This is a genomic window from Pseudodesulfovibrio senegalensis (assembly GCF_008830225.1).
GTDB lineage: Bacteria > Desulfobacterota > Desulfovibrionia > Desulfovibrionales > Desulfovibrionaceae > Pseudodesulfovibrio > Pseudodesulfovibrio senegalensis.
Map to the genome: position 1 here is coordinate 258,545 of NZ_WAIE01000003.1, position 14,621 is coordinate 273,165.

The following is a 14,621-nucleotide window of genomic DNA, read 5'->3' on the forward strand; positions in this document are numbered from 1 at the left end:
CCTCTCCGCTTTTTTTGCGTTGTCAGCGGGCGCGGACAATGCGCACGGCCAGCAGGGCCGCGATGGTCCACATGAGCATTCCGGTCAGGCCGGTGTCGCCGCCCAGCAGGGGGTGTACGTCCGGGAACATCCAGTGCCAGATGCCGTAGCCCTGCGCGTTGAGCGCGCCGTGCATCCATGCGGCCAGCAGCACCGAGCGGCAGGACAGGGTCAGCTCGTTGAAAAAGGTGCCGAATGCGGTGCAGGCGATCATCATCATGAAGATGCCCGCCACGGGATGCCCCGGATAATTGAGGCCCGCCACGATGAGCGGCGCGTGCCACAGCCCCCAGATGGCGCCCAGCAGCAGATAGGCGCGCGCCTTGCCCAGCGGCATGAGCCTCGGCAGCAGGAATCCGCGCCAGCCCAGTTCCTCGCCCAGCGCGGCCGGAATGTTGAACAGCGGTCCCAGCACGATGCTGGACGGAAGCATGACCAGAAACACGTCCGAAACATGAACCGGTGCGCCCTGCAGTGCCGCAAGCCCCGTGAAATTCCAATCCGGCTGTCCCAGCCCCAGCGCCCATGTCAGCCCATAGGCCGTGGCCGTGACCAGCGGGATGATCAGCATGGCGGCCCCGAAGCCTTTCCATTGTTTGCCCTGATTTGTTTCGTTGCCCGGGCGCAGCAACCGGCGCAGGGGGCGGCGTTGGACGAGGCAGTGAATGGTCAGGGCGCACAGGCCCGGTATCCACATGATGCCCACCAGTACGGCCGTGGACAATGTGTCCGGTGCGTTGCCCACAATATGGTTGAACGGATCGGCCATGCGCACCAGCGTGATCTGCGCTGCCCAGCTCAGCACGAAGGTGGCGGCGAGAAAGAGCAGCACTCCCGCGCGGTCAAAGCGTTCGTCGGGTGTGTTGTCAGCCATGAATCGCCTCGCGGACTTTGCGGAAATATTCCTCGCGGCACTGGTTTTCCGCGTGGAGCATGGTGGCGAACGGCGCGTTGAAGTCGATGGTTCCGGTGGCGAACAGGCCGTGGCCGTGCACGATGGCTCCGGGCGTATTTTCCAGTGCGGGCGGCAGGGTATGGCACAGGCCCGTGGGCCCGGTGCCCACTTCCCCGGGAACGACGGGCAGGCCTGCGGCAAGGCGCGTTTTGGTGCAGTGGGTGTGGCAGCGATGCCGGTCCGGGCAGTTGTCGAGGGCCGGGCAGTCCATGGACATGATCACGGTGAATTTCGGGTGGCCGTGCAGGATGCAGGCGGCATGGGTGCGGCGGTATGCGTCCTCGTGGGCCGAAAGCTCGCTGGATGCGGTCAGCCCGGCGCAGGTGCTGCGGTCCTGCGGACAGGGATCAATACAGCCTTCCAGTTCGTCAAGGGAACTGCCGGTCTGGCTGATGTGCACGATGCCGTCGCGCAGGCAGGAGATGTTGCCGAAAAAGGAATCCACCAGCCCGTGGCCCACCACGTTCCTGCCCGCCTCGGCCATGGCGGCCAGCAGGGCGGCCTCGTCCATGAACGGGCCTGCGGTCAGGGCGGGAACGTTCGTGCGCGGTTCGGGCAGCAGGGACACGGCCCGGTCAAAGGCCTGCTGTTGGTCAGGGTTTGGCCCGCCATGGCGGCAGGCGTGCAGGTGGTCCGAGAAAAAGAGCACGAAGCAGGCAAAGCAGACCGAGGAGAAATACACGAAACATTCCTCGGGGCTGACCGTGCCCTTGGCCACGACGCCCTGCCCCGGAACGATCACGGCCTTGCGCTCGCGCAGCAGGGTTTCGAGGTCTGTGCGGGCCGAGCAGACCGGGATTTCATGCAGGAAGGTGCGGGTTTCGCAGTCGCGCGGCGTGACGGCTCCGGTGGAGTGCCCCGCCAGAAAATCAATGATGGTGCGGTACGGCTCGGCTGGGCGCGCCAGCAACAGGGAGTTGACGCCCAGCGGCTCGAACATCGGTTCCAGCAGCTCCCGGCGCGGGTCGTCGCTGCTCCAGAAGGTGCGGTCGTTGCGTCCCCCCACCAGCGCTTCGCCCGCCTCGCACAGTCCGTGCTGCGCGAGTTTGGCCGCGTATTTTTCGGTCAGCCGTTTCATGTTTCGTCGCCCTGTTCCGGTTCAGCTGTCGCAAAGACGAGATCGGCCAGCCCCAGTTTGCGCAGCTTTTCCGGTCGGGGTCGGCCATGGTCGTCCAGCCCGCGCACCGCGTAATACGCGCTTCGTTCATTCAGGAATTCGTCGCGGTCCAGGGCCGGGGTCTCCCGATCCGGTCCCGGCGTGCCCGGGGCGGAGAAGAAGCGTCCGGGCAGGTCGTCATGCTGCTCGGTGAATCCGTTTTCCGCGTTCATGACCCGTTCCTGCATGCAGGTGATTTCCCCGGCGCGCACTATGTCCGCCACGCTCATGGGTTCACCCGCCACCGGCCCGGTGACCGCGGACAGGGCCCGTCCGTATTCCTCCAGCCCGGCGGCCAGCAGGGCCGTGGAGCAGATGCCGAGGCTGTCGGCCCCGGCAATGGCGTCCTCGGCCAGCTTGATGATGCGTGCCTTGCCCGCAAGGGAAAAACGGTCCGTGGCAACGGGTTTGCGCAGCACCTCATGGCTGACGGGAAAGGCGCGTAAGTGGCAGCCACCCCGCGTGGACAGGGCGCAGGCCAGTCCGGTGCCCACGGCTCCGCGCGCATCGTATCCGGGCAACTCCAGCCCTTTCACTGTCATGGCGGTTTCCGGCATGCCGCACTGCTCCGCAAAAAGTGCCGCGCCCTTGCCCAGCGATCCGCCCGATGCCATGCGGCGCAGGGTTTCGGAAAGTTCGGCGCGCCCGTATCCGGCCTCTCCGCTGAGTTCCATGTTGCAGGCCAGCGTGGCGGCTGCGGATACCGGGTCCAGCCCCAGCTTTGCGCACAGGGCCACGGCGTCCAGGGCCATGTCCGGGTCCGCGTTGTTGATCAGGGCCGTGAAGTGGCTCAGGGCATCCACGCCCGGCAGGATGCGCCCTGCCGTTGTCTTGACGCATTGCACCGGGCAGCCGGGGCAGCCCCTGTCCCGCAGCGCCCCCTGTGCGGCCATGGCCGGGGCGTTGACCTTGTGTGTGTAGGAAAAGAATGTAGTGCGGAAATTGTCCGTGGGCATCATGCGCCGGGCGTGGGTCAGGTCCAGAAACGCAGCCGATCCCCAATGCCGGATGCCGTACGGCCCCATGAGCGCCGGGGATGCGGCCAACAGGCGCATGATGTCCGCATTGGCTCGTTCAAGGGCTTCGGGGTCGTGTATGGCGATGGCGTGATCGCCGCCCGCGGCCACGAAACGGAGATTCTTGGCCGCAAGGCACAGGCCCAGCCCGCCGCGTCCGGTCATGTGGTGCCGGGCCGTGGCCACGCCCGCCAGCAGGCATCCGTTGGTGGCCGATGGACCGATGCACAGGGCTCCTTCCATGCCGTCGGGCTTGTTCAGGCCGTGAACGCGTTCCAGATGGTCGAAGAGTTCATTGGTGGTGGCCGTGAGCAGGGAGGCCGCATCCACAAGGGAGACGGCGTTGTCGCGGATGGTCAGGCCCACGGGTTCGGGGGCGCGGCCCGTGATGACCACGGCGTCGTACCCGGCGTGTTTGAGGGCCGCGGGGAATGTGCCGGTCAGGGTGTCGTCGCCCACGGTGCCGGTCAGGGGCGACCGGGATGCCATGCGTCCCACATGGGCCATGGGCACCCCCGTGCCGGTCAGCGGGCCGGTGCTCAGGACCACGGGCATGGCCGGGTCGTCCCACTGCCTGTGGCAATGGGGCAGGATGTGGTGCATGGTCAGAGACCGCCCCCCGGGGCAGGCACGGTAGAAGTCCGGCGCGGGCGTCTGCTCGTGTCGGTTGCCTGTTGCAAGGTCCACGTGGAGAATTTTCCCGGACCAACCGTGGCGGCAATGCGTGTGCATGGCGTCTAAGGTAGCGGCAGGCAGGGTTGTGTGCAAGAGCCGGTTGACGCGGATGCGGATTTGGGCAAGATTCGGCATGGAGATATCAATATGACAGCAAAAACAAGGATAAACGCGTCCCGGAGGAATTTTCTCATGGGTGCGGTGCGCCGTGTCCGTGGCAAGGAAGCCGTGGCCGAGCCTGTGGCGGCCACCGGCGATACCGTGCCGTTGCTGGATCGGGCCAACACCCATTTTGCGGCCAAGGAGTTCGAACAGGCCGTGGACGCCTACCGGGAATACCTGAAACGGGAAAAGCAGGACATGGACGTGCGCGTGCGGTTGGGCAGGAGCCTGTACGCACTGGGCAAGTACACGGCCGCACGGCTGGAATTCAAGCGGGTGCTCAAGGTCCGGCCCAAGGACTCGCAGGCCTGCGTGTATGCGGGGCTGTGCTTTGCCCGCTGCGCGCGGCTGGAAGAGGCTGCCCGCGTGTGGGAGGATTTTTTCGACCTCAAGAATGTGGAACTCCTGCGGGAATTGAACATTCAGAAAGGATTGATCCTTTCCGGCGATGCCGGGCACCATGACGCCGTGGCCGAAGCAGTGGAAGCCGTGCTCGACGCATAGTTTTTTGTCGTGCCGGGCAAAATCATGTGCCCCGGCCCGGAAAATGGGCTACAAGGGGATGACATGCGGTCCGGCGCGTCCGGGCCTACCCCAACGATTTCAGGAGGACGACATGCCCGATATTCTGGATTGGAGCGGATCGGATCTGGAACGATTGGAACTTGAGGCTTTTGAGGGTCGCAGCAACGAAATGGCCGCACGCATGCGCGAGGAAGTGGCGGCCGGGCGGCTGCCGTTTCTGAGCATGCCCTACATGGACGGGTTGCTGGAGCAGCTGGACGGGCTGCAGGACTATCTGGCCGGGTTCGAGCACATGCTGCTGCTGGGCATCGGCGGGTCGGCCCTTGGCGCGCGCGCCCTGCAAAAGGCGTTTTTCCCGCGTCAGGACCAGCCCTGCCACGACGGCCCGTGGCTCTGGATAGCGGACAACGTTGATTCCTATGCGCTGGAATCCTACATGGCCAAGCTGCCCCCGGAAAAGACCGTGGTGGTCACGGTTTCCAAGTCCGGCGGCACCATCGAGACCGTGGGCCAGTATTTCATCATCCGCGACTGGATGCGCGGCCGCATCGGCGACGACTGGACCGAGCACATGCTGCTGGTCACCGACGAAAAAGCCGGGTTCCTGCGCAAGGAGGCGGACGAAAACGCCATCCGCACCCTGCCGGTTCCCGACAATCTCGGCGGGCGCTATTCCGTGCTTTCCGCCGTGGGACTGGTTCCGGCCCTGTTTTTGGGCATGGATGTGCGGGCGCTGGTGGATGGTGCCCGGGAAATGGCCGCGCCGCTTGCAGACCCGGGACTGGATGGCGAAGCCTTGGCGAAGCTGCCGAGTTTTGATCTGGCGGTGTGGGCCAACGGCCTGATGCGGGCCGGTTATGACCAACTGATATTTTTCTCCTATATCCCGCTGTGGGCCTCGTTCGGGGACTGGTTTGCCCAGCTCTGGGCCGAGAGCCTCGGCAAGGAAGGCAAGGGCAGCCAGCCCATTGCGGCCATCGGTGCCACGGACCAGCATTCCGTGAACCAGATGTTTCTGGACGGGCCGCGCAACAAGGCCTGCCTGTTTCTGACCTGCCCGACCCTGCCCGCAGGGCCGAGGTTCCCGGAAAACCTGCCCGACGCGTTCGACTACGTTCGCGGCAAGGAGTTCGGCGAGCTGATTCAGGCCGAAGGGATGGGAACGCGCATGGCGCTCCAGAAGAACGGCGTGCCTCTTGTGGAAATGCGCATGGAGCACGATGACCCCCGTCAGGCCGGAAAGCTGATCGCGCTGTTGGGCGCGGCCACCATCCTTGCGGGCTGGCTCATGGATATCAACCCGCTGGACCAGCCCGCCGTCGAGTTGGGCAAGCGTCTGGCAAAGGCGCGCCTCGGCGCGGACGGGCTGCCCGAGGAAACCGCCGATCTTGCGGATTTTCTGACCTCGCAGCGCGACGAACGGGAGTTCTAGGCCGTTGAACCAGCAAAACGATCAGGCCGAAAGGCCCCTGCAATTCGTCAAGGTGTTGTCATGGAGCGTCATGGCGCTCATTCTCGGCTCCAGTCTGGCGCTGTCCATCTTCATTTCCAAAACCGCGGAAAACGCGCTTCTGAAAAAACAGGAACAGTTCGGGTTGCTGCTGGCCGAAAACCTGAGCCATCAGGTGTATACCCGGTTCGCCCTGCCCGTGATGATCCGTTTCGGCGGCATCAGCCTGAGCAACGAGGAACAGTTCAAGCGGCTGGACCAGGTGGTGCGTTCCACCATCCACAGCTTCAAGGTGCACGACCTGCGCATTTATTCCCGCGAGGGCATGGTTTCCTATTCCCTCAAGTCCGACGAACTGGGCACCAAGGGCGAGGACGTCGACAGGGTGCGCCAGACCTATGAAAGCGCCACCTTCAACGCCTCCATCAAGGAGAACATCTCCAAGCTGGCGGCCCTGTTCAGTCTGCGGCACCCACGGCCCGGTTCCATCATGCTGGAGGCATTCTACCCCCTGCGGGCCGAGCAGAACCTTGCGGTGGCCGACGACAACCCCATCATGGGCATTCTGGAATTCGAGCAGGACATCACCGACGAATACATGGCGGTCATCAATCTCGAACGACTCATCGTGGCCCTTTCCCTGCTGACCTCGCTGGTGCTGTTCGTGGTCATCATGACGCTCATGCGCCGTGCCGAGCGGCTCAACATGGAGCGCGTGGAGGAGAAGGAGCGGCTGGAACGCGAGCTGCACCAGCAGGAAAAGCTGGCGGGCATGGGCCGCATGGTGGCCGGTGTGGCGCATGAGATCCGCAATCCGCTGGGCATCATCTGCTCCAGCTCGGAATTGATTCTCAAGAAGGCCCGCAAGGAGGAACATCCGCACACCCGGCTCATTCAGGCCGTGCACGAGGAGGCCAAACGCCTTTCGCGCACCGTGGGCGAGTTTCTGGACTACGCGCGGCCCCGGCAGCCAGCCCTGCATGACGTGGATGTGGGCAAGGTGTTGGATCAGGTGGCCGTGTTCCTGGAGTCCGAGTGCGAAAAGCTGGGCGTGACCATCGATCGCCTGTACCACGGTGACCTTACGGTACAGGGCGACAAGGACCTGTTGTACAGGGCCTTTTACAATATCGTTTCCAACGCCATGCAGGCCATGGACGGCGGCGAGATCAGCATCAGCGCCGTGGGCGACAATGGTGCGGTGCACGTGACGGTCACGGACAGCGGACCCGGTTTTGATGCAGCGAGTCTGGACAAGGTGCGCGATCCCTTCTTTACCACCAAGGATACCGGCACCGGGCTGGGGCTGGCCATTGTCGGCTCCATTCTGGAAAGCCACGGCGCGGAATTCCGGCTGGGCAACGATGCCGACGGCGGCGCACGCGTGGACATGATCTTCCCGGCCGGATAGGCGGGCGGGCATGAAACGAAAAAACGTGGTGCAGCCTATTTCGGCCTGCCGCCCTGGCGGGTTCTGCCGGGTGGCGGGGGGCTGACAATGCCTGCGGATTTTTTTGAAACGCAAAAAAACGGGCATGGTCATTGTGACCATGCCCGTTTTTTTCATTGTTTTTCTGGGTTGACCTAGAGAACCCGGCAACCGTCCTCGGTGATCAGCACCTCGTGCTCCCAGCGGATGCCGCCCCAGTCGTCCCAGTACAGGCCCGGCTCCACGGTGATGATCATGCCCGGCTCCATGACGCCCTTGGCCACCCGCGACATGCGCGGCGGCTCGTGGGTTTCCAGCCCCACGCCGTGGCCGAGGCCGTGGTTGAAGTATTGGGCCACGCCCCGTTTGTCGAAATAGTCCCAGGCGGCCTTCCAGCCGTCGTGCAGGGAAACGCCGGGCCGCATCATGTCGATGGCGGCCTGCTGTGCGCCCTGCACCCATTCCAGAACCTCGCGGAAGCGGTCGGAGGGCTTGTCGCCCACCCAGAAGGTGCGGGTCTGGTCCGAATTGTAGTCGTTCAGGCGGCAGCCCGTGTCGATGAGCACCAGATCGCCGTCGCGGATCACGTCCTCGCCGGGGATGGCGTGGCAGAGCGCGGCGTTGCGGCCCACGCCCACAATGCTGGAAAAGGCCATTTCCTCGGCACCGTTGTCCTTGAACATCTTTTCGATGCGCCAGGCGATTTCCTTTTCCGTGGCGCCGGGAACAAGATGTTGTTCGATGTCGCGCATGATTTTGTGGTTCAGGTCCACAGATGCCTGCATGCGTTTGATTTCCTCTTCATCCTTGTACATGCGCAGGCCTTCCACCACGTCGCGCACCGGGGTCAGCTCCACGTAGGGAGCAAGCCCCTCGTGGTCGTACAGGCTGGTCACCGTGGGGTCGAAGCCCATGGCCGTGACACCCTTGCCCTTGAGAAATTCGCCCACTTCCTGATGCTTCTTGCTGGTGTAGATGAGCGTGTCCTGTTCGGGCCACAGCCGTTTGGCCGCGTCCGTGAACCGGGGGTCTGTGAACAGGTAGTCCGGCCCGTCCGCCGTGACCACGACCCAGCCGCTGGATTCGTTGCACTGGCCGTCGTGCAGCTCGAAGCCGCTCAGATAGTAGCGGTTGGCCGCGTGGGAAACCAGCAGGGCCGGGAGCTTGCGTTCCGCAAGGGCTTTTTTCAGGTTGTGGCGCCGTTTTTCGAAAATGATGGTGTCCATGTTCTTATTCCCATGAGTAGGTTTTTTCGTTTGTGTTCTGAATCATGCGTTCCGCCCATTCCACACCCTGCATGACCGAATGGTCCATGTTGCCCACCTCGTATTTCCAGCCGCCGAACCGGCCGCGCGAGAATATGCCGAGCCGCTCCAGCCTCGGCTGGATTTCGCGCAGGGCCTCGTCGCGTTGCAGGCAGGGCACGGGGTAGCCGTAACCCACGCTGGTTTCCCATCGTGTGAGCAGGTCGTCCTTCCTGTCCGGTTCCAGCAGGGTGGTGTTGACCAGCCCGTCCACGGTCCGTTGCATGAGCGTGTTTTTGTCCTCGGGCTTGTGTTCGGAAAAGGAGGTCTCGCACATGAAGGCGAGCTGGTTGCCCGGGTCGGCCACGTTGTTGGGCGAGTAGTTGTGAAAATTGGTGGTGCGGTAGAAGGGCGCGTCATCTTCGGGAAAATACATCCAGCAGCGGGAATTGGCGGGATGATCCCGTTTGTCCAGCCCCACGCCCGCAACATACACGCCGTTGTGGCTGAGGCCGGCGGCCGCGCGTGTCATGGCCTCGTTGCGCTGGCAAAGCCATTGCCCGGCCAAAAGGTCCAGCGGGGCCGTGTTCAAAAGGTATTCGTATTCCACGCGCAGGCCCTGTTCGGTGCGCACGGTTCTGGCTTCGGCGTCCACCTCGGCCACGGACTGCTGCGTATGGATAGCGTCCTGCACGCGTTCGGCCAATTTGCGGAATATCTGGCCGGTGCCGCCCGTGAGCGGAAACCTGAAGGTGTTGTTCGGGCCCCAGCCCACGTCGTCCTGTTCCAGCACGATGGACTTGAGCACGGATTCCAGCTCGATGACGCTGACGCGCTCGCCGATCCACGAATACTGCATTTCGTCCGGCGGCGTGGCCCAGACCTTGAAATTGTAGGGACGCAAAAAGACCTCGGCAATGCCCGGACCGAAAACATGGTCGATCCACTGGCCGAAATTCTGCGGGTGTTCCTGCGGCCGGTTTTTCTCGAAAAGTCCCTGCACGCATTTCCAGCGCGTTTCCGGCGGCAGGTGGCGAATATTGTTCTGGAACGGGTAGGGCACCCATGTGCCGCAGGCCCGGACCCATGATTCGCGCTGGTGTTCGAGGTATTTGCCGTCCAGCAGGTCGTCCAGCAATGCGTCGAAATATTCGTAGTGGGAGAAGATCACGTGCCCGCCGATGTCCCATGTGAATCCGGCCGGATCCGTGAAACTGGCAGAAAGGCCGCCCGTGTGTTCAAGGCGTTCCAGCACCGCAAAAGAATCCTCGCCCAGTTCCCTGAGACGGTTGGCCGCGCCCAGTCCCGTGGGCCCGGCACCGATGATCAGGTATTTGACCTTCATTTCTCCTCCACGTGTGCAGTTCCGTCCCGAACCGGGAAATCGTTCGTGATTCCCGGTTGTTTCCGGCATGTCTCGGGGCATAGTGCGCGGTTTTGGGCGTGAATGTCAAACGGCTTTCGTAACAGTGTCACCGGAGTTTCGTATCGGCGTAACGGTTTTGTAACACGGCATTGATAGCACTGCTCGTGCAGGCCGAAGTGGCCGGGCAAGACACAATTCCAAATCACGTTTTCGGAGGAAGGAAAACCATGAAAAAGTCTTTTATCGCTCTTGTTGCTCTGATCGCCATGAGCATCGCCGCCACCGCCTTTGCCGGTGACATCCGCGTCAAGGGTTCCACCACCGTGGACCCGGCCATGAAAAAACTCGTTGCCGCCTTCAGCAAGATGAATCCGGCCGTCAACTTCTCCATTTCCGCCACCGGTTCCGGCGACGGCGCCAAGGCCATCATCAACGGCACCGCCGACATCGGCATGATGTCCCGCGACATGAAGTCCGCCGAAGCCAAGAAATGCAAGGCCAACGGCGTGACCCCGGTCCAGTACGTGATCGCCCTGGACTGCATCGTGCCCATCGTGCACCCCAGCAACACCGTGGAAGCCCTGACTCTTGACCAGATCAAGGGCATCTACCAGGACAAGATCCGCAACTGGAAGGACGTGGGCGGCAACAGCGGCGTCATCGCACTGTTCTCCCGCGAAACCAACTCCGGTACCTACGAAGTGTGGCACAAGAAGGTCATGAAGAAGGAAGATGAGTTCGACATGGTCTCCCGCATGCCTTCCAACGCCGCCATGGCCGCCAAGATCGCCGGCAACAAGAAGGGCATCGGCTACGTGGGTCTGGGCTTTTTGAACGACAAGATCAAGGGCCTGAAGGTCAACGGCATCGAAGCCAACGTTGCCAACGCCCTGAACAAGTCCTACCCGCTTTCCCGCGGCCTGAACCTCTACACCGCGGGGCAGCCCACGGGCGAAGTCAAGGAATTCATCGACTTCATCATGAGCGCCAAGGGCCAGGCCATCGTTGCCGAAGTCGGTTTCGTTCCCGTCAAGTAGCAGCGAAACATTGTGTTGCGCATGAGGTCTCGACCTCATGACGAATCCCGCCGGGACATCCGCAAGTCCCGGCGGGCAACCTTCTGCAAGGGGAGCCGGAAAGCTCATGTTTGACCGCAGGAAAAAGGAAAACCTGATCAGGGGCGCGTTCTTCGTGGTGGCCTCCATTTCCATCATCGCCCTCGGGCTGATCGTGTATTTTTTGGTGAGCGAGGCCCTGCCGACGTTCACGGGGTTCGATGCCATGGGCGAGCAGCATGGTGGGGTTTCCTTTTTCGATTTCATTTTCGGAGCCGAGTGGAAACCCATTTCCGAGAACCCCCAGTGGGGCATCCTGCCGCTGATCATGGGGTCCGTGTGGGTGACCCTTCTCTCCTCGATCATCGCCATCCCGCTGGGCGTGATGACCGCCGTGTATCTGGCGGAGATCGCGCCCGACAAGGTGCGTGAAGTGGTCAAGCCCATGGTCGAACTGCTGGCCTCGCTGCCTTCGGTGGTCATCGGCTTTTTCGGGCTTGCGGTGGTGGCGCCCATTCTGCTGGAGGTCTTTGACATCCGGTTTGGCGTGAACATGCTCAACGCGTCCATCATGCTCGCCTTCATGGCCGTGCCCACCATCACCTCCATTGCCGAGGACGCCGTGCATTCCGTGCCGGACGAACTCAAGGAAGGATCGCTGGCGCTGGGGGCCACGCATTTCGAGACCATCCGCCGGGTAATCCTGCCCGCGTCCCTTTCCGGGCTTTCCACGGCCGTGATTCTGGGCATGTCCCGTTCCATCGGCGAGACCATGGTCGTGCTCATGGTGGCGGGCGGCGCGGCACGCATACCCACATCCATTTTCGATCCGGTGCGTCCCATGCCCGCGAGCATTGCCGCGGAAATGGGTGAAACCAGCTTCGGACTCGAACGGCACTATTTCGCCCTGTTCGCCATCGCCATGGTGCTGTTCGTCATCACCTTTCTTTTCAACCTCCTTGCCGACCACATTGCGCACAAATACAAGCAGGTCGGCGCCGCCACCCTGTAAGGAGAGCGAGGAATGAGCCAAATGGTACACGATTCCATTGCCGATCAGATCACCGACGACACCGGGCTGAACACCCGGCGCAAGCTGACGCAGGAGTTCTGGTTTTTCCTGTTTCGCATGGCCGTGGTCATCAACGGGCTGGCCCTGTTCATCATCGTCGGCTACATGGTCTATTACGGCCTTCCCGCCATTTCGTGGGATTTTCTCACGGGCCTGCCCACCGAGGGCGGCCTTGCGGGCGGCATCCTGCCCTGCATCATGGGCACCTTCTACCTGAGCATGGGGTCCATGCTGCTGGCCCTGCCCATGGGCGTGGCCTCGGCCATCTATCTGCACGAATACGCGCGCCCCGGCCTGTTCATGCGCATCGTCCGGCTGGCCATCAACAACCTTGCGGGCGTTCCTTCCGTTGTTTTCGGCCTGTTCGGCATGGCCTTTTTCGTGGCCAGCCGCGATCTGGGCGGACTGGGCATGGGCGTTTCCATTGCCGCGGGTTCGCTCACCCTTGCCGTGCTCATCCTGCCGGTGATCATCGGCACCTCCGAAGAAGCGCTGCGCTCGGTGCCCGACACCTACCGCGAGGCATCGCTGGGGCTTGGGGCCACCAAGTGGCAGACCATCGTCAGGGTGGTGCTTCCGGCGGCCCTTCCCGGCGTATTGACCGGCTCCATCCTGTCCATCAGCCGCGCGGCGGGGGAAACCGCGGCCATCATGTTCACGGCCGCGGCCAGTTACAATCCCCGGCTGGCCGGTTCCATTTTCGACGAGGTCATGGCCCTGCCGTACCAGATATATTCCCTGTCCGTGTCCTCCACGGACCCGGAACGGACCCTGCCCCTGCAGTACGGCACCTCGCTGGTGCTCATCACGCTGGTGCTGGGCATGAACCTCATTGCCATCGTGCTGCGCAGCAAGCTGCGCAAGCGGCTGACCAAGTAGGCCGGGTCACGGTTTGAACGCATACGGGAAAGCCCCCTGTCCGCATTCCGGCGGGCAGGGGGCTTTCGTTGTTTGTTGTGTCGGCATCGCGCCGTGACCGCGGCGCCTGAGTCCCTAGGGCGCGGCAGTGCCGGCCTGTCCGCCCTGGTTGCGGATTCGCAGCATCTCCGAGACAACCTGGGCGGCCTGGGCGGCATAATGCTGCGCGGCAATCTTTTTGACAGCGGCGCGCTGTTCATCGTTTTCCGGTACGAAGTGCGGCCGCTTGTCCTCCACCAGCGTTGTCGAGGCGATGGCCTTGGTGCCGCTTTGGTCCAGATTGAGAAGCCACACGAAGTAGCGCACCTCGCGGTCGGAAGGGATTTGCAGCGTATAGGCCTTGGCCCTGTCCGAAGTGGCCTTGGAGATGACATACAGGGTGCCCGAGGTGATCACGTCGATAACCGGAAAGGCCGTGCCCACGCCGGGGGTCATGCCGCCGCTGCTGTAGTCCCACAGAAATTCGCTGGACCGGACCATGTAGCCGGAGTTTTCTCCCTCGCCACAGACGCGCAGGCCTGCATCTTCCAGGCCTTTCTTCAAAAGGGCGTTGTATTCTTCGGCGAGTTTCGGGTTGTGGAGGGTCTGGTCGGAACCCTGTTCCTTCAGGATATCGGTCCCCAGGGCGATGCAGCCGCAATCAACGGGCAGTGTCGCGGACGGTTTGGATTTGGTACAGGCGCACAGGCATAGCAGCAACACGGAAAACAGGAGTGTCTTTTTCATTGTTCCCCAACACTGAATGAATTGTTTGTAGCGAAAAGGTCCCATGAGGACGGCCATGACGGTATCCGGACAGATACAGCGTATCGTGCCGTTGTTCAATAATAGAAGGGTATGGTCGGGGATATTTCGTGGTTGTTTTGTTGCGCGTTGTGCCTACGTGCAGCGCCTCTGTCCCGGCGTCACGTCGCAGCAGGCCCCTTGTGCGCCGTCTTTCCCGGCTCCACAATGAAAAAGGCCGGGTGGGGAACCCGGCCTTGCCGCTTGTGAGAGAGCCGCTTCCCGCACGGCCTTTGGCCGAGGCGGGCTTGGAGGGGATTCGGCGGATGGGCTATCCGCCTTCTGATGCACGTTCGCAGGGATACCACGGCTCGTTCACCTTTCGGCCCGAACCGAGCAGCGTGATAACCTCGGGAAGCATGTTGGACACAAGCGGGGTGAAGGGCGTGTATTTGTATACGACCCGGACCTCCACCACCTGACACGGTTCGCCGGGGTTGCCCTCGACGCCGTCGCCGGTGGCCGAATGGTCGGGCCAGCTGCGCATGGTGATGATTTTCTGTCCGTTTTCAAGCGGATCGAGCATGGCGGACGTGGCCTCCACGATCCGCGTCTTGCGGGTGCCTTCCTCATAGCCCTGGCCGGTGGCCGCAAAGCGGGCTCCTTCCTGGGCCGCGCGCTGCACCGTGAGCCACGAGTAGCACAGGGCACCGCTTTCGATGACACCCATGATCAGCATGAACACGATGGGCAGCAGCAGGCCCACTTCCACGGCCGTGGCTCCGGCGCGGGAACCGGCGCTGCGTTCGTGGTCGTTGTGGCGTGAACGGTTCATT

The 14,621-nt window shown here is 62.8% G+C and carries 13 protein-coding genes; 6 read left to right on the top strand and 7 right to left on the bottom strand.

Features of this window, described 5'->3' with window-relative positions:
* Window positions 1-22: 22 nt before the first annotated feature.
* The 3 genes from F8A88_RS09485 to F8A88_RS09495 are packed head-to-tail and all read right to left on the bottom strand — an operon-like array spanning window position 23 to window position 3,976.
* A complete protein-coding gene (locus F8A88_RS09485) occupies window positions 23-913 on the bottom strand; it encodes a CPBP family intramembrane glutamic endopeptidase (RefSeq protein ID WP_151150900.1) in 891 nt (296 codons plus the stop codon).
* Window positions 906-2,072, bottom strand: a complete 1,167-nt coding sequence (locus F8A88_RS09490; RefSeq protein ID WP_151150901.1) for a class II aldolase/adducin family protein — start codon at window positions 2,070-2,072, stop codon at window positions 906-908. Before F8A88_RS09490 ends, F8A88_RS09485 begins: the two co-directional genes overlap by 8 nt.
* Window positions 2,069-3,976: an aldehyde ferredoxin oxidoreductase C-terminal domain-containing protein gene (locus F8A88_RS09495; protein ID WP_241667407.1), complete on the bottom strand. Its 1,908-nt coding sequence runs from the start codon at window positions 3,974-3,976 to the stop codon at window positions 2,069-2,071. The genes F8A88_RS09490 and F8A88_RS09495 overlap by 4 nt, the downstream gene beginning before the upstream one ends.
* 57 nt (window positions 3,977-4,033) lie before the next feature.
* Between F8A88_RS09495 and F8A88_RS09500 the strand changes: the two genes are divergently transcribed.
* From F8A88_RS09500 to F8A88_RS09510, 3 genes are all read left to right on the top strand, one after another.
* A complete protein-coding gene (locus F8A88_RS09500; RefSeq protein WP_161598373.1) occupies window positions 4,034-4,507 on the top strand; it encodes a tetratricopeptide repeat protein in 474 nt (157 codons plus the stop codon).
* A gap of 112 nt (window positions 4,508-4,619) precedes the next feature.
* Window positions 4,620-5,960 (top strand): glucose-6-phosphate isomerase, encoded by a 1,341-nt coding sequence (locus tag F8A88_RS09505; protein WP_151150903.1) that lies wholly within the window; start codon window positions 4,620-4,622, stop codon window positions 5,958-5,960.
* 4 nt (window positions 5,961-5,964) lie between these two features.
* Window positions 5,965-7,389, top strand: a complete 1,425-nt coding sequence (locus F8A88_RS09510; RefSeq protein WP_241667408.1) for a sensor histidine kinase — start codon at window positions 5,965-5,967, stop codon at window positions 7,387-7,389.
* A 173-nt stretch (window positions 7,390-7,562) separates the two neighbouring features.
* Here F8A88_RS09510 and F8A88_RS09515 read toward each other — a convergent pair whose 3' ends face one another.
* Both F8A88_RS09515 and F8A88_RS09520 read right to left on the bottom strand, forming a co-directional pair.
* Entirely contained in the window at window positions 7,563-8,633 is a 1,071-nt protein-coding gene (locus F8A88_RS09515; protein ID WP_151150904.1) for a M24 family metallopeptidase, read from the bottom strand.
* A gap of 4 nt (window positions 8,634-8,637) precedes the next feature.
* Entirely contained in the window at window positions 8,638-9,996 is a 1,359-nt protein-coding gene (locus F8A88_RS09520) for a protoporphyrinogen/coproporphyrinogen oxidase (protein ID WP_151150905.1), read from the bottom strand.
* A gap of 248 nt (window positions 9,997-10,244) precedes the next feature.
* On the opposite strand from F8A88_RS09520, the gene F8A88_RS09525 reads away from it, so the two are divergent.
* The 3 genes from F8A88_RS09525 to pstA all read left to right on the top strand — a co-directional run bounded on the left by F8A88_RS09525 (window position 10,245) and on the right by pstA (window position 13,023).
* Window positions 10,245-11,054: a PstS family phosphate ABC transporter substrate-binding protein gene (locus F8A88_RS09525; protein WP_151150906.1), complete on the top strand. Its 810-nt coding sequence runs from the start codon at window positions 10,245-10,247 to the stop codon at window positions 11,052-11,054.
* 106 nt (window positions 11,055-11,160) lie between these two features.
* Window positions 11,161-12,084 carry a phosphate ABC transporter permease subunit PstC gene (gene pstC, locus F8A88_RS09530; protein ID WP_151150907.1) on the top strand — a complete coding sequence of 308 codons (924 nt, stop codon included), beginning with the start codon at window positions 11,161-11,163 and terminating at the stop codon, window positions 12,082-12,084.
* Between the two features lie 21 nt (window positions 12,085-12,105).
* Entirely contained in the window at window positions 12,106-13,023 is a 918-nt protein-coding gene (pstA, locus tag F8A88_RS09535) for a phosphate ABC transporter permease PstA (protein WP_241667416.1), read from the top strand.
* 114 nt (window positions 13,024-13,137) lie between these two features.
* On the opposite strand, the gene F8A88_RS09540 is transcribed toward pstA, so the two are convergent.
* Entirely contained in the window at window positions 13,138-13,788 is a 651-nt protein-coding gene (locus tag F8A88_RS09540; RefSeq protein WP_151150909.1) for a hypothetical protein, read from the bottom strand.
* A 328-nt stretch (window positions 13,789-14,116) separates the two neighbouring features.
* A complete protein-coding gene (locus tag F8A88_RS09545) occupies window positions 14,117-14,620 on the bottom strand; it encodes a TadE/TadG family type IV pilus assembly protein (RefSeq protein ID WP_151150910.1) in 504 nt (167 codons plus the stop codon).
* Window position 14,621 lies beyond the last annotated feature (1 nt).